Source organism: Vibrio sp. K4, assembly GCF_051122595.1.
GTDB lineage: Bacteria > Pseudomonadota > Gammaproteobacteria > Enterobacterales > Vibrionaceae > Vibrio > Vibrio owensii.
In genome coordinates this window covers 1,645,949-1,665,673 of record NZ_CP178577.1, presented here as the reverse complement: position 1 = coordinate 1,665,673, position 19,725 = coordinate 1,645,949, and the positions used below count along the sequence as shown (strand labels likewise).

Annotated in this window: 18 protein-coding genes; 10 read left to right on the top strand and 8 right to left on the bottom strand. The window is 42.8% G+C overall.

Going from position 1 to position 19,725, the window contains the following annotated elements; genetic code table 11:
* The first annotated feature begins 2 nt into the window (after positions 1 to 2).
* The gene (locus ACLIIY_RS07535) at positions 3 to 2,111 is read left to right on the top strand and encodes a beta-prism lectin domain-containing protein (RefSeq protein WP_434528435.1); all 2,109 of its coding nucleotides are present in this window, start codon (positions 3 to 5) and stop codon (positions 2,109 to 2,111) included.
* A gap of 114 nt (positions 2,112 to 2,225) precedes the next feature.
* Here the strand turns inward: ACLIIY_RS07535 and ACLIIY_RS07530 are convergent, their stop codons facing one another.
* The 6 genes from ACLIIY_RS07530 to ACLIIY_RS07505 are packed head-to-tail and all read right to left on the bottom strand — an operon-like array spanning position 2,226 to position 8,613.
* Positions 2,226 to 3,017: an outer membrane beta-barrel protein gene (locus ACLIIY_RS07530; RefSeq protein ID WP_434528434.1), complete on the bottom strand. Its 792-nt coding sequence runs from the start codon at positions 3,015 to 3,017 to the stop codon at positions 2,226 to 2,228.
* The gene (locus ACLIIY_RS07525; protein WP_434528433.1) at positions 3,017 to 4,057 is read right to left on the bottom strand and encodes a hypothetical protein; all 1,041 of its coding nucleotides are present in this window, start codon (positions 4,055 to 4,057) and stop codon (positions 3,017 to 3,019) included. Before ACLIIY_RS07525 ends, ACLIIY_RS07530 begins: the two co-directional genes overlap by 1 nt.
* On the bottom strand, positions 4,054 to 4,758 hold the full coding sequence (locus ACLIIY_RS07520) for a hypothetical protein (protein WP_434528432.1): 705 nt from the start codon (positions 4,756 to 4,758) through the stop codon (positions 4,054 to 4,056). Before ACLIIY_RS07520 ends, ACLIIY_RS07525 begins: the two co-directional genes overlap by 4 nt.
* On the bottom strand, positions 4,758 to 7,526 hold the full coding sequence (locus tag ACLIIY_RS07515; RefSeq protein ID WP_434528431.1) for a TcfC E-set like domain-containing protein: 2,769 nt from the start codon (positions 7,524 to 7,526) through the stop codon (positions 4,758 to 4,760). Before ACLIIY_RS07515 ends, ACLIIY_RS07520 begins: the two co-directional genes overlap by 1 nt.
* Complete coding sequence (locus tag ACLIIY_RS07510) at positions 7,523 to 8,041, bottom strand: hypothetical protein (RefSeq protein WP_270050776.1); 519 nt, start codon at positions 8,039 to 8,041, stop codon at positions 7,523 to 7,525. The genes ACLIIY_RS07515 and ACLIIY_RS07510 overlap by 4 nt, the downstream gene beginning before the upstream one ends.
* Before the next feature lie 17 nt (positions 8,042 to 8,058).
* A complete protein-coding gene (locus ACLIIY_RS07505; protein WP_434528430.1) occupies positions 8,059 to 8,613 on the bottom strand; it encodes a hypothetical protein in 555 nt (184 codons plus the stop codon).
* 243 nt (positions 8,614 to 8,856) lie between these two features.
* On the opposite strand from ACLIIY_RS07505, the gene ACLIIY_RS07500 reads away from it, so the two are divergent.
* The 6 genes from ACLIIY_RS07500 (at position 8,857) to ACLIIY_RS07475 (ending at position 15,728) form a co-directional block, all read left to right on the top strand.
* Positions 8,857 to 9,468, top strand: coding sequence for a transcriptional regulator (locus ACLIIY_RS07500; RefSeq protein ID WP_199437544.1), 612 nt, complete (start codon positions 8,857 to 8,859; stop codon positions 9,466 to 9,468).
* A complete protein-coding gene (locus tag ACLIIY_RS07495) occupies positions 9,461 to 9,907 on the top strand; it encodes a hypothetical protein (RefSeq protein ID WP_045410868.1) in 447 nt (148 codons plus the stop codon). The genes ACLIIY_RS07500 and ACLIIY_RS07495 overlap by 8 nt, the downstream gene beginning before the upstream one ends.
* 5 nt (positions 9,908 to 9,912) lie before the next feature.
* Positions 9,913 to 10,338: a hypothetical protein gene (locus ACLIIY_RS07490; RefSeq protein WP_171371229.1), complete on the top strand. Its 426-nt coding sequence runs from the start codon at positions 9,913 to 9,915 to the stop codon at positions 10,336 to 10,338.
* A gap of 153 nt (positions 10,339 to 10,491) precedes the next feature.
* A complete protein-coding gene (locus ACLIIY_RS07485) occupies positions 10,492 to 11,583 on the top strand; it encodes a linear amide C-N hydrolase (protein WP_434528429.1) in 1,092 nt (363 codons plus the stop codon).
* A gap of 658 nt (positions 11,584 to 12,241) precedes the next feature.
* On the top strand, positions 12,242 to 15,208 hold the full coding sequence (locus ACLIIY_RS07480) for a M66 family metalloprotease (RefSeq protein ID WP_434528428.1): 2,967 nt from the start codon (positions 12,242 to 12,244) through the stop codon (positions 15,206 to 15,208).
* A gap of 331 nt (positions 15,209 to 15,539) precedes the next feature.
* Positions 15,540 to 15,728: a hypothetical protein gene (locus ACLIIY_RS07475; protein ID WP_020197357.1), complete on the top strand. Its 189-nt coding sequence runs from the start codon at positions 15,540 to 15,542 to the stop codon at positions 15,726 to 15,728.
* Positions 15,729 to 15,748: 20 nt separating this feature from the next.
* Here ACLIIY_RS07475 and ACLIIY_RS07470 read toward each other — a convergent pair whose 3' ends face one another.
* Positions 15,749 to 17,032 carry a mechanosensitive ion channel family protein gene (locus tag ACLIIY_RS07470; RefSeq protein ID WP_038896878.1) on the bottom strand — a complete coding sequence of 428 codons (1,284 nt, stop codon included), beginning with the start codon at positions 17,030 to 17,032 and terminating at the stop codon, positions 15,749 to 15,751.
* 295 nt (positions 17,033 to 17,327) lie between these two features.
* On the opposite strand from ACLIIY_RS07470, the gene ACLIIY_RS07465 reads away from it, so the two are divergent.
* The 3 genes from ACLIIY_RS07465 to ACLIIY_RS07455 all read left to right on the top strand — a co-directional run bounded on the left by ACLIIY_RS07465 (position 17,328) and on the right by ACLIIY_RS07455 (position 19,263).
* A complete protein-coding gene (locus tag ACLIIY_RS07465; protein ID WP_005427746.1) occupies positions 17,328 to 17,891 on the top strand; it encodes an HdeD family acid-resistance protein in 564 nt (187 codons plus the stop codon).
* A 163-nt stretch (positions 17,892 to 18,054) separates the two neighbouring features.
* The gene (locus ACLIIY_RS07460) at positions 18,055 to 18,699 is read left to right on the top strand and encodes an alanine--tRNA ligase-related protein (RefSeq protein ID WP_434528427.1); all 645 of its coding nucleotides are present in this window, start codon (positions 18,055 to 18,057) and stop codon (positions 18,697 to 18,699) included.
* 144 nt (positions 18,700 to 18,843) lie between these two features.
* Entirely contained in the window at positions 18,844 to 19,263 is a 420-nt protein-coding gene (locus tag ACLIIY_RS07455; RefSeq protein WP_434528426.1) for a cupin domain-containing protein, read from the top strand.
* A 105-nt stretch (positions 19,264 to 19,368) separates the two neighbouring features.
* On the opposite strand, the gene ACLIIY_RS07450 is transcribed toward ACLIIY_RS07455, so the two are convergent.
* Positions 19,369 to 19,719, bottom strand: a complete 351-nt coding sequence (locus ACLIIY_RS07450; RefSeq protein ID WP_005442928.1) for a DUF2799 domain-containing protein — start codon at positions 19,717 to 19,719, stop codon at positions 19,369 to 19,371.
* Positions 19,720 to 19,725: the final 6 nt, after the last annotated feature.

Here is a 19,725-nt window from a genome sequence, read left to right as displayed (position 1 = left end):
ACATGTATAAATATCTAACTCTATTCGCAACATCTTTTTTTCTGTTCGGATGTAATAGTGGTTCTGATTCCAATCCGACACGGCCTGAAACTCCAACAGAAGTGTTAATTAATGCTGAATCATTACAAGACAAAGCGCTTTTAGGAACTGAAGGCATTATCAAGGTTCAAGCGGCAACATCATCTGAGGTTGAGCTTGAACTAACTTCTGTCATTCCAATGTCTGACGCCTCTAACTGTAAAATTGATGGCATAGATGGAATGGCATTTTCGTTGAGTGCAGAACAGGTTGGTGAATGCCAGTTTGAATACACAGTTGGTCCTCGTGATACAGAGGCTTTTGTAGGGAGAGCAAGTGCTATAGCTAGGGTATCAGTGTCTGAAACAGCCAGCGATAATACTCTTCCTAACCTCTCTGAAACTACGGATCGACTTACTGAAATAACGATAGACTTAAATACAATGCTTTCTGGAGATCTAGATACATCGTCTTACGTCGTTTCAGGTGATATTAGTGTTTTGGGTACTGGCTCAGCCACGGCAGAGCCAAGTACCAATAAGATTACTTTTACACCAAACGAAATCGGTGTCGATAGGGTTCTGTACTCAATGAGTGATGGCTCTACCACTAAGTTGGGTACGATAGACATCGCAGTATCAGATACTGTGAACACGCCGCCAGTGGCTGAAAACAAGGTTCTAGAAGGTAAGCTAGCCAAGGATATGTTAGTCACAATTGATCTTACTGACTATGTATCAGACGCCGAAGACCTGGTGCTGTTGGATTCAGTTCGCGCCTATAATGCCGAAGCAAATATTACTTCCCAAACGGAACATACTTTTACTTTTAAGTCTTCTCAGCCCGGGCCACACGAGATCGCTTATACAATTACCGATGGGCGAGGTGGGTATGATGTAGGGCAAGTTTACATTGAGGTCGAACCTGACTTCGATCTTGTCCAAGAATGGGAAGATATCACTATTGCAGACCCTATTATCGGTGCTGATATAACGTTTACCGCACCAGTTAGTCAGGTTCTCGCGGATTACACTAATACATCATACTCTGAAGCAGTTCTACAAAATGGAGTTACTGGACCTCAAGGCTCAAAGGTAGTGACAATGTCACTCGAACAAGCGCAGTCATATTGTGCTACTCGAAATGGTAGGTTGCCTATCCAAAGGGAATGGAGCACGTTGACCGCAGAACATGGCAATCTTTTTGAGTCAAAAAACTGGCCAGCAAATACGTCTTATTGGACCGGTGATATGATTTCGGAATCATCTGGTGTTGGAATCATGGCCACCGATGGTTCTTCTGCCGAATTAAACAAAACGACCTCAACAGGCTTTGTAACTTGTGTTTTGTTTGATAAACCCCAAGTTAAAGACTTTTATGTAAAGTCATTGAATGAAGAGCAGAACTCAAATGAATATACGTATACTTTAAAGGTGTTTGACCCAGATGGTGAGAATGCACCTTACCAAAATATGGGATTGGAGGCAGTCTATGGTAATGGTCATTTTGATAATGGCTCAACGAGTAAACTTACAGTGGTAGATTCTGTTGGAGAATCTATAGAAAATTACATAGACCAAACACTAAGAAACGATGTGTTGTCAGTTACGGTTAGCGCTTCTGCAGAGTTCCATAAAGCATTTATAGCAGACCTCGACTCCTCGAGATCTGAATACTACGGTTATCCAGACAAAGGTGACGAAGAGGGCGATTATCTATTAGGTGACAGCAACATGTTTTCTCTGCGCTGTGGTTCTTGGTTAGATGCAGCGGGTACTCCAGAAGATGGAATGGTTGGGGGCTCTGGTGGTACAAAACATGAGATATCCGGTCGAGATATCACTTCTATTTATGTGGGATGGGGTAATTGGAATCACAAGGGGGACAACTTGTTTGCGATTGCTCGAATGGTTTTTCACTATAAGAATGGAAGTCAGTTTGCCTGTGGAACAACAGGCTATGTTGATCACAGTGATACGTTTATTGTACCTCAAAACTACCAAATGAAAGGATTCCGCGCTCAATCTAAATACTACAGTAGTAACAAGCAAGACTATATTAATGCTTTCGAGTTTTACGTTTTACCCGAGTAGTAGTGGAAAGAAGAGCGAAAATGCTTAACGTATGTTTATGCATTTTTGATACTCAGCAAAGCAATAAAAAGCCACCTGAAAAGGTGGCTTTATTAACAATGGAGTTTGATTAGATCAAGGACAAATAGAACCCGCACTTGGAACCAATACTTCTTGATTCGGGTAGATAAGGTTTAGGTCCTTAATCTCTCTAAAGTCGTTGTTTATCGCTTTAAACTCACTAAACGATAAGTTGTGCTGATAGGCAATCTTAATTAACCAGTCACCTTTCTTCACTATGTATGTGTTGGTTGTGCAGCGTGTTTTAGTCGCCGTTTTCTCTGGGGTTGACGTAGGTACTTTGGTCGAGGCGATAACACTAATATCATCATAACTTGGCTCTTGTTCAACATCAGTTTCAGGACGTGCGAAGTGGTATTGAAGCCCTAAACCTAACATTTGCAAATTGTATTCGGATTTAGATGCCCACAGAAACTTGTAGCCAAACTTGATTGACCATGAAGGGCTGTATTCATATTGAATACCTAACTGACCTATTGGAGAGATGTCTCCACCCTCTACTTGAGCCCCTAAGCCACCGTACAGATTGTAATACTGTGATAATGAAAGGGAGCCAAGAAGCGATATATCTGAGCCGTAGCGGTTCTCTTCTTCAATTGTATTTCGGTAATCTCCAGGAATCACCATATCCAAATTGCCGTAGTAACCGGTAGATGCTTCGATGGCCCAGTTTGGGTGGAACTCGTAACCAACATTAATTTGACCACCCAGTGATGAGTCAGAGACATCTGAATCCATTTTACCTGTATGATTGACGCCAGCACCTACGTACCAATTAGACTCTTGAGCCATAGAGAGATTAGGGTAGGTCAATGCTAAGCTGATCCATATTAAAGATGGTTTCATTAGTAGAGTTCCTCAAACATAACGGTGAAGCTGCCTGTGTAGGCTCCGGTCTCTACCTCAGTCGATGGGATATCTTGGTAGCTAACCTTAAGGTCAAAGTTGATGACGTTACTTGGTGTGTCAATCGTATATGAAGTTTCATCACTCTCTAGTTGGCTAACACCATCTTTAATCCACACCTGATCTTCACAATTGGATTGCAGGCAAGTGACAGAAAATGGAATTGTGGTTTCCCCAACGCTCGACTTAAGTTCAAAATCATGACTAAGCAGAGTGATATAAAGCCCGGTACTAAACTGGCCTAAAGCGGTAATGTTAAATGTCGTATCAGCCGAGACCTTGTGATTGTCCGTGTCATAGACGGGCTCCATGATGCCGTCGCCGGAGACTTCGATACTCTCTAACGTATTTGGCACATAGTTGACATTCACAGTAAACACCTCAGGAATCACGCGATAGGTTAGCGCTCCCCCTAATGACTCATAATAATATTTGATATCTGCTTGGATTGTACCTGCATAAACGCCTTTCGGCTTACCATTAAAAGCTGCGAGCAAGGCGGCTGTATTCAAATTAAAAGTAGGTCGATAGAAGTAAAAAGGTGTGATTGATTCTGTGTAGTCTAATGAGAAATCTGCGTTGCAAGTTTGCGTTGTACCATCTTCTAAATGAACGGTATTTCCGGACACCTGTGATATTGTGCAAGTAGGGCTTACCAATGCGTTATCGGTACGAGTATAAGAGTTGGATGAAACGTTGAACTGAAGCCCATTGACTGAAATAGGCGCTTCAACGCTTTGACCAGAAGCAGAGGATAATGTGATTTTGTCAGGCTTGTTTGATAAATAAGCTCCGGGAAGAAATCGTTTTGTTGGCGTTAGACCACTCGCTACAGTCCAATCACTCAATGTATAAGAAGATGCACCTAAAGAGAGTGCATTTTCAAATCTTAATTGTTGGCCTTCAATATCAATGTTCAACGTTGACGAATAAGCCAATGGTGACGCGCAGATAAGAGAGTAACATAGAGCGCGCTTCATTCTTCGCTCTCCCTTAAGGTGAGCTTTTCACGGTAGCTTTCATCGTGATTAACGATAGTTACGTTTAAATTAGTGGACTTTATGTTCTTTGGTAGTTCATAAGCACGTTCACGACCCGCAAGAGACATCGCTGTAAGTTCGCAGTCCTCCGTGATGTCATCAGTGCATTCATCGATATAAGCACGTATAAAACTGTTTCCTTTGTTGTTAATAAATAACTGCCCATTTTCTAGGGAGATCATGTAGTCGATGTTTTGTTTTTTTGCCGGAATGACAAAAAGAGGACGATAGCCGAAGTTAATGACAACCGCCGATTTCGATTTGCCTTCTGGATCGTATGGAGAAGGTTCAAAGCTCACCAAGAAGTATTGATCTTGAGTAAAATCACATTTGCTACCACAAAGGGAGCGGACACCAACTTGTTTTTGGCGGCCTGCTTCCAGGATCATTTTGGGGTGAGTTAGGGTGACTCGCCAATCTTCGAAGTTGTCCTCTGTATAGGGAGTACGGATCAGGTTGCCTTCTTTAACTTCGATTTGAGTAATATTGGATTGAATAAACTCTGTTGCTTCTCCTTCATTTGAGATGGTGAATACGCCATTTCCGTATTCATCACCGATAAGCAGCATAGTGTCGATGTTCATCGCGAATGCAGAGTTAGCTAATAGTGATGTCATCAAAATGGGAAATGTTCTCATCATCAATTTCCTTCTGGTCTGTTAAGTACAAAATCTTGCTCTCGTGGTGTTTCGGAGCTGGCATATCGCGCAACGTTTTCAATATCTTGTTGTTGCTGTTGGGTCAGCTGAAGCCCTGTTTCACCAGTTAGGTAAACGAAAGACTTGCGTCCCAGCTGCGTGGTTAGGATCTCCATGCCTTGATCTGTCATGGCTTGGAGTTGCGGTTTGATCATTGCTAGGTCATCAAATTCACCAATGTACATAACATTGATTTCTCGATTATTTTTTACAAGAACGATGGACTCCATAGGCGATAGGTCAGGTTGACAATAGTTGGTGCCAAAGTTCAATTGCTTTGCATCATCCACTGAAGGTAAATAGCACTGTTGGCCGTCACTAGTCAGAGTGAAGCTCAGGCCCTCTTGCACATCTATTTTGTGAATACCAGAAGTGATGTTAGATATCTCCAAACAGGCTGGGCCTGAACATTTCACTTCTTCGATATTGTTTCCAAAGATGTCTTTAAATTTACTGACAAAGCTAATGACTCGACTCACGTTAGAGTTCAGCTCCACAACGGTTCCTGGATGGGTGTAAGCGGTGACTGATTGCTGACCGCTGTTGTGTAAAGCGACACTTTCTACATCGAGTTCAACGGTACTGGCTTGGTATTCTCCTAAAGGAATGAGTGCCGACTCGTTGTTGATGTACTCCTTGCGGTTAAACTTATCGTTAGAGCGTATAACCAACAGGCCTTTTGTTTGTTCTTCGTCTTTATCAAAGCGTATATTGTCTTTGGTATCGACAGCTACAAACGCATCACTATGTTGTGTAGTGAAGTTCAGGCTGTTTTTGCCAACTACCTGTGTGCTGCTTAGCGTAGCGTTAAAAGAGCGTTCGCCGTTATCTGCGATATAGGCAAAGCCATCAGCTTGATAGTGACGGTTGTGTTGTGAGCCATAGGTTGTCAGGCTATTTAGTGTTGTATCTGGTGAGTTCTGTGAGTAGCTATTGCTTAGTGTCACCCGCAAGTCAGTATCATCGCGCTTAACAAGATCACGGCTTTCCAAACTGTTTGTGTATTGGCTAAAACCGTCTTCATCAAAAGTTACACCGGCGTTGCCTCTTAAAATTGACGACAGTGGGACTGACCAATTTAATGCGATGGTCGCTTCACCTTGATCCCAATTTGAAACCAATTCTTCATTGCTGAAACTAAGGTTTAAATCCAAGCTGGAATTCAGAATAAAAGGCATACTCAGACCTGATGAAATGAACCAGTTTGTGAGCTCATTTTCGTAAAAATCAATTTGGTTCAAGTAGTTCACCGACCCATAGCCCCGAATATCGGCGCCTAATGCAAAGCTACTCGAAATGCTCAGTTGTTCTTTGCTTGTTGCGCCATACAAATATTCAGCGAATAGATTTCGCTCGTCGTTTGTCAGTTTTTCATAAGTAATGCCAATGCTATCGATGTTCCAGTATCCAGATACATAGAACGCTTCACTATCGATACTCGACAAGGACACTTCATATCGGCTATCGAAAGGGAGGTAGCCTTTGAATCCAATTTGATTCATCACGTAGTTATCCGTGATGGTTGAACCAATGGCGACGGTATGAGCGTCTGACCACTTATAAGCTACAAGCCCTTGTACATAGGGGGTATCGTCAAATGATTGAGCTAATTCTGTTGTGCTGTTGGGGTTAAGTTGAGTCGTTTCGTTACCTTGAAATTGGCCAGCAGACAGCAAGTAGTCAAACTCTCCGGTATTTAATGTGTCAGTGTTTGCGTTGTAGATTCGAGCTGATTCAGATGAGACTACTTGATTACCGGTTGAGATCTCTATGACAACATCATAAACACCATGTGGTAACTCTGAATAACGCAAGCTGCCTTGACCTTCACCAACGGAGCGCTGAACGATGATTTGATCATCTTTGTAGACTTTCAGGACACCTGGAGACGGCGCGTAGTAGAACAAAAATTGTTCATCTTTTTTATTAGTACGACTAAGGTTTTTGCTAGAAGACAAGCTCGCGTTTAGATCGTGATATTGTGTACCATTTAAAAGGAATGAGGTGCTATTTAATGCAAGGCGGTCTTGGTGATAGCCCGAGGTCATTCGTACGGCTTTGTACTCGAGATTATAGTATCCGTAGTTCAACTCCGATGCGTCTTCCTGATTACTGATGTAAGAATCTATATGGATTGACCCATAGGGTAGACCCCATATCAGTTGGTCACTAAGTGATACGGTCGTGTTATCTGATAAATCGGAAGAAGTATAGAGGCTTGCATCATTGATTATCCCCGCATTTTCGTTATAGGTAGCGGCATAGTTTTTCTGGATAGCTTTGGGTTTATTGTCCTCTAGCATCTCTTTATTTACATAAAGGTATAACTTGTTCGAGTGATAATCGTAAAAGGTGTCAAAGGTTTGTGGAGCAAGAGAGCAGAGGTTTAAATCCCCAATGCAATCAACACTGTTGGATTGACCATGCTGTAAGGTACTTACGATTTCACGAGCGGCATCTTCGCTCAAACCTGATAAAACGAGATGTGTAATGAAGCCACGAGCGTCTTTAGGATCTTCCAGTCTTACAGAGTCATAAGTTACAAGCATTGGAACACTAAAAAACGTGCCATCAATGCCTTTAATCTCTACGTCTCGTTTCTGTTGTTGGAAGAAATCTTGGAAACCTTCAGGAACAGAAGATGCAGATGCAATCAGAGGGAGAGTAATGGTGCTTAACGCAGCAGTGGTAAATAACCTTGTTTTTTTCACAGAGACAACTCCGCTAGAACAGAAAATTCTCCTCGGCAGATATTTGCGCCATTTGGAATCTCACCAAAAGTGAGCTTGACGTCATACTCACCACTTTTTAGTCCATCAGATGTCTTGTTAAAGTCGAGTAAAGCAGGCGTGAGCTCGGTCAGTGGCTGTTCAGCAATAAAAATTTGTGCAAAATCAGACGGCGTCACTAACGCAGTCTCTTCGATATCAAAGCACTGTGCAGTGTTACCTTTCATAAACAACTGGAACTTCATTGATACGTCGGAACTCGGAATATCGGTATCAACGGTCAAAAGCGTAAACGCATCATGAAACGTATTGGTTTCTGTGTTTGGTCTCAGTGTTATGTTGGCAGGGGAAAACGTGACTTTCCTGATCTGGTAAGAAAAGAAGTTACTTTTATCGATCTCACTCACTAGGCGAAATATGTAGGTTTCTGCCTTAGTTCCGAAGCTAAACATCGTTAGCAATAAGAAGGCGACTTTAATGAGTGTTGATGCTTTCACGTTTCCCCCTAGTTTAATTAAAGTGAATCGTCGTAGCTTGCTGCCATCTGTACGATGACTTGTGCTTCACCCTCTACTGGCACATCAGTGATTTCTGTGCCGTTTGAAACTGTTAGCTGAACGTAACCACCAGTGACTTCGTTTAATGTGCCTTTTGTTAAATCAGTACCCGACATTGCGTCAGAAAGGACTAGAGTTGCGTCTTTTGTAACTTGACCCCCAATCATTACTTGTGAGTTTGTGTATGTCCAAGTTGCGGCCGGCTGACGATCACCGATAACTTCTTCCGTAGGTATTGCGCCATCTGTTGCCGGAGTGTAGTCACGAGCTTCCAGAACAACATCAGAAGAAGTAAAAGTACCATCACTGTTTACATATAAAGTACCCGGCTTTATGTCACCACCAGCTTCACCTGTAATAATTAAGTTTGAACTTGGAACTGAGCCCCCAATTACACCCGTCCAAATCGCATCTGCTGTTGCTTGCTCTACGGCTGTTGTTTCTGCATTTACTGCGCCTGAAGCTATAATTAATGCCGATGCGCCAAGTGTGAAAAATGCATTTACTTTCATATTTATTACCTATGTTTATTAATAAGTTCGTTTTCCAGATAAATAGGAAACGAACGTTTTGGTGTGGAAAAGCAGGCATTTTGCGCAGAAGATCAAACTCTGTGAATTAAAAAGCTCTTAATAGTGATGTCAATGTGGTTAAAAACATTTAATTGCCATTTTTTGAAGTTTAACTGTTTGAATTTATGCGCTTTATGTTTTTTTATGTAAATGTAAGTGGACTAACAAACAACGGGACTAAAAATGTACAAACGACTTTCTATTGATACTGTAAGAAGAACGATAATTTTAATCGATAGTGAATCGGGCAAAGAAAATCAGCCACTAGAATTAAACCGGAGTGAATATAATTTACTTTTAGTGTTCTGTGATTCACACGGAGAGGTAATAGATAAACAAACCCTCATTGAAAGAGGGTGGCCAGGGAGAGTTGTTGGAGATAACTCCCTTGCTGTCGCAATAATGAAACTGAGAAAGAAGCTCAATAGTCTAAAGCAAGGATTTGAGATTAATAATCTACCGGGAGAAGGGTATGTCTTTATAAATGCAAGGCAAATAGAAATATTCCATTCGAATGTTACTGCTGAACCAATTGAACTAGTTCAAAACAATGACAACGAAGGGAGAAATGATACGAGAAATTCTCAAGCTACTACCATCATTCCTCATACTTTACCTTTGTCTGACATTGGCGCTAACAGTGGAAAAACGATGACCTCACATATGAAATCATTTGTTAAAGACCCCATGTTTTGGGAGTTGTCAATTGGATTAGTGATCATAGCACTCACTTTTTTCTTTATTTATAGAGAGGCATTTGAGTGTTTTGAATGTTATGGAGGCTTCTATGGATAAGGTAAGAAGATTGTCGCTAAAGCTTGGTCTATCGACGTTTGCCGTACTTTCTATACCTTGGTACCTATCATTAGGAACTTACTTCTCAAGTTACACACATTTCCAGGATAGTGGTCTTGAAGTGCTAGTGACAGCGAAATCAGGTATGTATAAAGCGATTAACATCTATGAAGGGAAGGTTTATAAGGTTGATTCAGGAATATATGCGACGATTGGAACTTCCATGTATTTTCTGACTTTAGGAGGGAGCTATTTAGATGGACTCGAACCTGACTTTGCTGAAAAAGTGGTCGATATTGATATGGAATTATATTCTCCAGGAATGACGCCCGTTAAGCTACTGGAGAAAGAAGGTCGGTGGGTAGGAAAAATGCAAAAGGCGGATCAAGAAATCTACTTGGATGAAATAATCTTTTCAGGGAGAAAAGATTGGTGGTGATAAAAATGAGAAGGAAAGTCGCAATTTTATTCGCTTTTATTGTGTTGTCTCTTAGTTTGCCTTGGGTGAATGCATTTACAAGTCAATTTGTTATTAAAGGAAAGTTTCCAGAACGTTCAGTTCATATCGTAGGTTCAAATGGAAGGTATATTTCTGATGCTAACTACGATAAAGAAACACAAGTGGTAAATTCTGGTTACTATGCTTCTTTTTTAAACACTTTGTTCATGTTTAAATTAAGTCAGAATAAATTTTCTACTGGTCAAGTTTTGAACTTGAATGAATTTTTGCGTGAGCATCAGACTTTTGTTGTGTTCAAACTTCAACATATTTCTGGAGACGAATATATGCTGAAGCATATTGAAGAGGATCCTAGGCAAGGTGTCACAAAAGTCAAAGTGACGGTCGAGGGTAATCTCGGTTTGTTATAGAGGCTAACGTCCGCCACTTGGTGCAATCTAAGTGGCGGTGTTATCCAAATAGTCAGTAATTTTATATTCCACCATTTTGATATCTTTTCGATTGTAAGTTGTCTAGAAAGGACTACAATCGCGAAATGTTACCCCTCCTTGGTGGATCTAAAAATGATAAAGAAAACCCTCCTTGCTATGGCACTTTCTGCGAGCATTATCGTTCCGGCGAGTGCTTGTACTGGCATCTCTCTTTCTACTGTGGCGAATGACCACATTCATGCTCGCACAATTGAGTGGGGCGAAAACGATCTCAACAGCAAGTTGATTGTTGCCCCCCGTGATTACACGTTTACCTCGACTATGCCGGACCAGAAACAAGGTTTGAGTTGGAAGAGTAAGTACGGCTTTGTTGGGATCTCCGTCAGTGACGATCGCTTCATTGGTGAAGGTATCAATGAAGAAGGACTGACTGCCGGTTTGTTTTACTTCAAAGGTTACGGCTCGCTAAAAGCGTACGACGCGAAAGACCGTGCAAACAGCATCGCTGATATGGACTTTGTTCGTTGGATGCTGTCGCAGTTCAAAACCGTCGATGAAGTTAAAACAGCGATGAAAAACATCGATATTGTTCCGGTTTATATCGATGAGAAAGGACAACCTTCACCAACTGGTCATTGGCGTGTTACCGATAAAGCGGGCAACAACATCGTCATTGAAATCATGGATCATGGACAAGTACACATCTACGAGAACGAAGTCGGTGTACTAACGAACTCACCAACGTTCCCATGGCAAGTGACCAATTTAAACAACTACATTCATTTGCAGCCGGGTACTAGTGCGCCAACCAAATTTGGTGGTGTTGAAGCGAAGTCGTTCGGTATTGGCTCTGGCTTCTTGGGTATGCCAGGGGACATTACGCCACCATCGCGATTTGTACGAGCGGCGTTTTTCGTCAACACTGCTCCGGAATCAAAAACGGGCGAAGAGGCAGTGTCACAAGCATTCCACATTCTGAACAACTTCGATATTCCAATTGGTACAGAATTTGGGCCTGAATATCGTGAACATATCCCTGATTTGCCGAGTGCGACGCAATGGACCTCAGTGATCGATCAAGGTAACAAGGCGCTGTACTACACCACGATGCATGACAGTCGAATCAAGAAAGTTGACCTGACTAAGATTGACTTTGACAAAAAGCAAGAAGTGAAACGCGAATTGGATAACGGGACTTTTACGTTTACAGACGTGACACCTTAGTTTTCCCTCGAATGTATAAATAACGCATAAAGCGGAGAAGGTTTTCCTTCTCCGCTTTTTTATTTCCGAAACATCATGAATTTCAAATAGAGTTTTGAAAAGTGAGGTATTGATTCAGCAAATTATGAAGCATGAATTATTGGGTAATGAAATTCATGACTCTGATTCCATATTAAACAGACTTTATGCGATATTTTTTAATCTTCTTATTTATCAGTCGGATGAAAATAATAGTGCTGTAGTAAAAGTCTGATCTTTTCAACAATAAGAGATTGGTTTAAAACCTATTTATCTAATTTTTATTTGCGTAGATATGCTGGTAAATATTTACCATAATTAACGGTGTTAATGGCTGGGGTTGCTTAAGTCATTGATAATTAATGATTTATCTTTTATTTTTTTTCATTGTTTGTTTGATTGGCTTAACAGCGATGTTAATGCTCGGATGAGATGTTTTAATTCACCGAAACTAATTAAGTAATTTCTAAAGTTTTTAGCTAAACGCACTGCTCGTACGTGTTCGATAAGGAAAGTTTTCAAGGTTTTAACCTGCTCTTTCCCGAGAATAAAAGGCTGATTTCATTAAGTTGATTTTTACAATTGCTGGGAAATAAAAGTAATAAACAAAGTGGTTGAAATACAAACATAAGGGAAAGGTATGAAAATAAATAAGGTCAGTATAGGGTTAAGTGTTGCTTGCGGATTATTATTCACGAGCGTCACTCACGCTCAGGTGATCCCATTCAATAATAATCAGCCGACTAATGACTTACAGGGTGATTTTGAGGCGATGGTCATATATGCGCAAAACATCACGGTTCCTCATCACAACGATAAAGGCGATCCTAGGCCGCACCTCACTGCATTGCGTGATACTTTGCTGCTTGTTAAACCTGTCGAGCACGTACTGGACTCGACGCAAGTGAAAGTGATTGGGCGCGATGCTAATGGTGAGCAATTAGGTGTGCTGTCACTGAACCCACCAGATCAACTTCCGAGTCACGATGGTCCAAACCTCGACATTACGTATGCGCAAGATATGTGGTCAGTGACACTGCCAGCGACTTGGATACAGCCCGGCCTTACTCTAGAGCTCCTGAATGGAAGCACATCAGGCGTCCTCTCCGGTTTGGATATTGGTGCGCCGAACGAATTGCTGATAAACACGATGGATTTAGGGATGCTAACCAATCCAAGGGGGCGTTTTTACTTCGCAGACAATCCTGAAAGGCACAGAGACTACTTCCAAAAAATTCCGGTAAGCAAGTTGATCGTTAACCCATACGAAACAGTGAAACTCAATGAAGTGATGCTGCCTGACGGCCGTTTATTAACCGAGTTAGATCCGAGCACAGGTACTTGGCACAAAGGGGATATGCGTGCGTATACCACCAAGATTCTGATGTCGCACGGCATCAACCTAGCAAACTATGGCATCAACTCTTCAACGGCGATCTCAGAGAGAGCGCATCCATATACGGCGAATCAAATTACAGCCATTGCCGCAGTAGGGCGTTATCAAAATGGCGTGGTTGCCCACGGTGGCAGTGGTGGCAACGGTATGGTGACTATCGACTCATCGTTGGGTAATGAATGGAGCCACGAAGTCGGGCATAACTTTGGCCTCGGGCACTGGCCGGGTGGTACGGATGGCACAACGCATCGGCCATCTACAGACATAAACTCTGCATGGGGTTGGGATCAATTCCAACAACGTTTTATTGCTAACTTTATGTGGAACAAGCGCAATGGTCAGCATCAGGTTTGTTGTACCGACGGCATAGGAATCCCGGCTTTCGAAGGCTATAAGTTCAACAGAGATGCAATGGGGGGCGGTGAGCCAACTTCACCGATTTCCAAGTACACCCTGCACACTCCGTTTGTGCTAGAAAAGATTCAGACCTTTATGGAGAAAAAGGCGACATTTGATGCGGCATCGCCGACTGGCTTTAGTAAATGGAGCGATGAAACCAAAACGATGCAAGAGTATGAACAACCAGCGCTCTTGTTGGCCAAATCTATTGCCTCGCAATCTCAACTAAATACGATCAAAGATGACACTTCAGGCTCAGTGCTGTTGGGTTACATCAATGACTTTGATATCACAAAAGTAGAAACAGGAGACGGTCGTTGGATTCGCGATATTTACTTGCCGAATGCTGCAAATGTTGTCGCGGGTAAAGTGGTGAATGTTGCACGTTACTCTGGGTATGGCGTGACGGTTCATATTAATGGCCAATCGGTGAACTTGAATCGCGGTGACAGCAAGTTTTACGTCAGTGACGGTAAAGGTTGGCAAGAAACCAGTGAAGATCAGGTAGCGGAAAATAACCCAACACGTGTCCCTACGGATAGCGGTGTCGCTGTAACAACGCTCGTCGGTTACTACGACCCTCAGCAGACACTTAATAGTTATATTTTCCCAGCATTACATGGTGCGTATGGCTTTGTTTATCAGCCGACTCCGGCAGAGAGCCTAAACACAAATGGATGTTATGTCAGAGTGTATAACGGTAGAAACTACCAAACGGATAACTACCAATTGGTTGGATTCCGTTATGACGATAACGTGATGAACAAGTTCCACATCAACCTCAAGCAAGCGGATGCACCGACAAGAGCAGAAGTTGTCTGCGATGATACGGTGTTGAGTTCGCTAGACATTGAGAAACCAAAGCAAGACCTCAAAGTTTCTATTGTTCAGTCTGATTCCTTAACCGACTCAACTCCAACAGAGAATAGTGTACCTGTTGCTCATGCTGGTGAAGATCAGTTTGTGCTGTCAGGCGCAACCATTACGCTATCTGCAGAAGAGTCAGCTGATGCCGATGGCGATGAGTTAACTTACCTGTGGAAGCAAATCTCGGGTTTACCTGCGACCATTCAGTCGACCGACAAAGTTCACACCAGTGTCATTTTGCCGGAGTCGAACAAAGCGGAGTCGTACGCTTTTTCCGTCACAGTCTACGATGGAAAAGCAAGTTCTGAAGATACGGTGATGATTAGTGCACAGCCTCAAGCAAACCAAAATCATGCGCCGCAAGTGTCTCTCCCGCAAAGCATGGAGGCAAAATCTGGAGAGATGATTGAGATTAACGCTACGGCATCGGACCAAGATGGTGATGTGCTTTCATATCAATGGCATACATCGGGCTTGGCTTATCAGCCTGTATCAGCAGGCATTATTCGTCTGACGGTTCCGGAAGTCACGGTCGATAGCCAATTTACGGTCCGTGTGGTTGTCTCTGATCCAGTAGGAGAAAGTGCCAGTTCAAGCACGATTGTGAAAGTCAAAGCCAACAACAATGCCTGCAGCATCAGCGACCCAAATGCGGCGAACTACGCTATATGGTCAGCAAGCAAATCGTACTCGGGCGGTGATCTTGTCAGCTACAAGCAGCTCGTTTGGAAAGCAAAGTACTGGAGCCAGAACAATCAGCCTGATAACAGCGATGCCTGGGAGCTCATCAGCGATGTAGCGCTGCCTTGGTCAACTCAAAAAGCCTACTCCGGCGGTGATCAAGTGACTTACAACGGCGTTAAGTATGAGGCGAAGTGGTGGACGCGTGGTGATCAGCCAGATGTTTCTTCCGTATGGACTGGCAAAGGTTCAGCATGCCAATAATTGATTGAGCAGCTTAGTGAACCAGAGGAGAAGCAACCTCTGGTTCACTCAATAAATATTGTTTTTAGCTAAAACGATTAAGCTGAAATTCTTAAATCCAACAAATTTCATCTATTTTTATGGAATTTAATTCCATTTCAAACCAAGCCAAAAATTAGACGGAAAGCTTTATTTTCAACGTATTAATACCGCATTGAACGAGAAATCTGCGATTCTCGTAGGCATTCTGTCAGAAAAGTTCTGTCGTATGCTATCCAGACCACTATCGGTATTTGCAAGAATTCTCGGTAAATCTATAAATGTTGGTCGGGGGATCATTGTGAAAGACAAAATGGAAACGTATTGGGTGCAACTTGTAGACAAGGCAAGTACCGCATCTGATTTATCGGATTTGACGCGCTCAAGGTTACGAGGCTGTATTGGTAAATACGGTTTGCGTTACAAGGTGCAAGATGGTGTGCTAGCGGAGCATCGCTACAATCGCAAAGGCCTCACTCCCAGTTTAGAGAGTGAAGCATAGGCTTCACCCTCATTGTTATTTTATTGAGTGTTTTTGCTGGTGGTACTTTCCAATGCAATTTGTTTAGCGTCGTTACTGGTTAGCATTTGGTAAGGACGCAAGCCAAATAAAGGCATAATAGAGTAGATGTGATCGAACAAGTCCGCCTGAACGCCTTCGTAATACGCCCAGTCGGTATTATTGGTAAAGGCATAGACTTGAAGCGGAATACCTTCTGGTGTGGGTTCTAATTGCCTAACCATAATCAGCATATATTGGTGAATATCTTTGTTCGCTTTTAGGTACGCATTAATATAAGCGCGGAACATGCCTAAGTTTGTCATCTGACGAAGGTTGCCAAAGGCCGGTTCATCACTCATCTCTTCATTGTATTCGTTAATATCACGCGACTTTTCATAAATATATTGGCGTAAGATTCGAATGCTTTTCAGCTTTTCAATTTCTTCATCAGACAAGAAACGAATCGATGTGACGTCGACATTGACGGAGCGCTTAATACGTCGGCCACCAGAATCAGACATGCCTTGCCAGTTGATAAACGCATTCTGAACTAGCGCATAGGCGGGCAGCATGCTTACGGTGTTATCGAAGTTTCGGACTTTCACCGTCGTCAGCGAGATTTCTTCTACCGTACCATTTGCGCCATAGGCGTCCATCTGAATCCAATCGTTTAAGCTGATCATGCGGTTTGCAGAAAGCTGAATGCCAGCAACAAAGCCCAATATCGTGTCCTTAAACACCAGCATCACGAAACCCGTTGCGACACCTAAACCAGATAAGAAAATGACTGGGGATTCGTTGGCGAGAATTGACATGGACACCACGACGCCAACAAAGAAGGTGAACAGTTTAATCAACTGAACAAAACTCTTGATCGGCATTCTTTTGGTTATGCCTTTAAACGTTGCGATGTCATTCATAGCGTCGAGTAGGGCGAAGATCATCCACACAAAGATAACCAAAATCGAAATGCTTAAAATTCTATCGAAGATCGCCGCCAACCAATCGTAATGACCGACAGCAAGTGGAATGAAGACATCGAGCACCATGATGGGAATGAGCAACGACAGCTTCTCTAAAACGTCATACTTGGTCAAACTCTCAGCGAGTGGTTTGTTGGTTTTCATCAGAACGTTGTTGGCCGTTCTAACAATCAGGTGATGCACAATCAAATAGCTGAGAGCGGCCGCAGTGAGGCTCGCCAAAATAAAGACAGAGGTGAGTTCAATACCATAAGGGTCGCTGTTGATACCTACTGAGCTGAGCTTTTCAGAAATGAAGGTGCGAATATGATGATCGAGCAAAATGTCATCCTCAAAAAAGTAGCCTGAATGAAAGGAGTGGGAACGTCTAAAGAAAAGTCAGGCAACTGGCGTTATAAAAGCCGCTAATCCTACTCTCCATCTCCTTGTTTTGCACTGGTTTAATCCAGCAATCTTGAAACTTATTATTCAAAAATAGCGTATAGGCGATGATGTGATACGGGTTTAACATCCATTTATGCAAACGGGACACGTATTTCTGTTAAGTCTGTGAACTCTCTATATTTTATTAGACTAGACTGAAAAGGCGGCTCGCGTTTAATTCAAGAGGCATTCAATGGAAAATTCTAATCAATCACAACAGCCTACATTCCTATCTAAAGGCTGGAAATACTTCGTTATCGTTGGCGTTATCATCGCACTAATGGGCATTGGTGCCATGAGTTTGCCCGTGCTGGCAGGCGTGACGATCTCAACCATCGTGGGTGCAGTACTCTTGTTCAGTGGTCTGGTTCAGGCTTACCACACATTCTCCATCAATGTTTGGAAAGAGAAGCTTTGGTACGTATTAAGTGCGGTACTGTATATCGTGGGTGGTCTGTTCATCTTGTTCAAACCATTAGCGGGCCTTGTCACGATTACCATGTTGATGGTGATTGTGATGATCTTAAACGGTTTGACTCGTATCTTTTTTGGTTTGAGTAATCGTAGCCTACCAAGCAGCAACGTTATTGTATTCAGTGGCGTAATTTCAGTGCTGATCGGTGGTTACTTCTTCATGCTGCTTGATGATCCTGCATTCTCAACCACGCTATTGGGCACGTTTGTGGGCATCTCGCTTCTGATTGAAGGCATCAGCTTCATATTTATGGGCTTACAAATGAAAAAGCTCTCCCAATAAAGAAGCTATTCAGCGCTAAAACTTTATGAAATAGAAAATGCCTGCCGATTCGGTGGGCATTTTTTATGGATGAAATCGGGCAGTGAATCACACAGATACGCTATGCATTGATATAAAACTCACCTAAAGTAGGGCATCACCACGATAAATTGCAGGGAAGGCAATGACGCACAAAGTATTTTGGGATGACCCATATCAAGTCGAGTTGGAATCTACCGTTTCTCGCGTAGACGGGCCTTGTATCGAGCTAGAAGAAACCATCTTTTACGCCGAGTCTGGTGGTCAAGAAAGCGATACAGGCACCATCGGTGGTATCCAAGTGATAAAGGCAGAGAAGCAAGGTCTATCGATTGTTTATACACTGGAACATGAGCCAAACTTTCAAGCTGGCGCAGTCGTGACCACGCAGATTGATTGGGCGCGTCGTTATGCTCTGATGAAACTGCACTTTGCCGCGGAAGTGATTCTTGAGGTCGTAACCCATCGTTTTCCTAAGATGACCAAAGTCGGTGCGCACATTTCTGCCGACAAAAGCCGGATTGATTTTGAGTGGTATGAGAGTGTTAAACCACTGCTGCCAGAGCTGCAACAACAAGCTCAAAGTGTGATTGATTCTCACGCTGACATCATCAGTGACTTTTCTGATACCAGAGAACAGCGTCGCTACTGGAAAGTTGAGGGTTTTGCGCAAGTTCCGTGTGGCGGCACCCATTTAAAGAACACGTCTGAAGTTGGGCGTATTCAACTCAAACGAAAGAACATCGGCAAAGGCAAAGAGCGCATCGAAATCAGCCTAGTAGAAGAGTGATGCTGGGCTCAACAACAGAGTAGGCTGTTGCATCATGATAATAGGCTTCGCTGTTTCGCTCACACTTCTTCTCATCCACTCGTCATCATCTTCCATCCTCTCTTACTGTTTAAACAAAGGTTATCAATAAACAAGGAGAGGGTTTTGAAACCGATTCAAACCGCAGTGATTACACTTTCATTGGTGTTTAGCTCTGTATGGGCAGACACCCATTTGCCAGATTCAATAGAGGCTGACGCACTCCTAAAGACGACAACCAGTTGGGATGGCACTACGCTGCCAAAATACCCCAAAGGCCAACCGGAAGTCACCATTTTGAAAATTACCGTCCCGAAGGGCGTGCAGCTTCCCATGCACCAACACCCTGTCATTAATGCAGGCATTGTGCTGAAAGGGGAAATCACAGTCACGAAAAAGGATGACGAGAAGATCGTGCTGAAAGCCGGAGATGCAATTGCAGAAGTTGTCGACCAATGGCATTTTGGCGCAAATACGGGTGATGAGCCGGTAGAGATTTTGGTGTTTTACGCTGGAGTGAAAGATAAGCCAATAACGGTGAAGTGAAGAACAGAGGTGGAATAAAGAGAGTAGGGCAAGGTGACTAAGCTTGCCCTGCCATCAACTAGCGGGAACTTAAGGTGCTAAATGATGGTGTTTGGTTTTCGAAGTTTACTCTGAGTCGAACTTCTCTTTCAGAGCGAGGTATTCCAATCTTCCTAGCTCATATTGCGTTTTAAAGTCTTGCGACACGTCGTCACAAATACCGTGATAGGTGTTGCCACGCATGCCTAGATTGTATGCATCTTGAGAACAGTAGGCTTTCTTGCCGACCTCATAGCCTTGCTTGTAGAGTGCAAAATCATCAGCGGAAATTTCGGAATCAGATAACATCACGTTACCTTTGTTTGCCTGCTCAAATCCGTATTTTTGCCAATTAGTAATTGTCGTTAAATCCACGGGTTCTGAAGCACAACCCATCATTGCCGCGCCAGATACCAATAGTAGTAATTTAATTTTCATCGAATA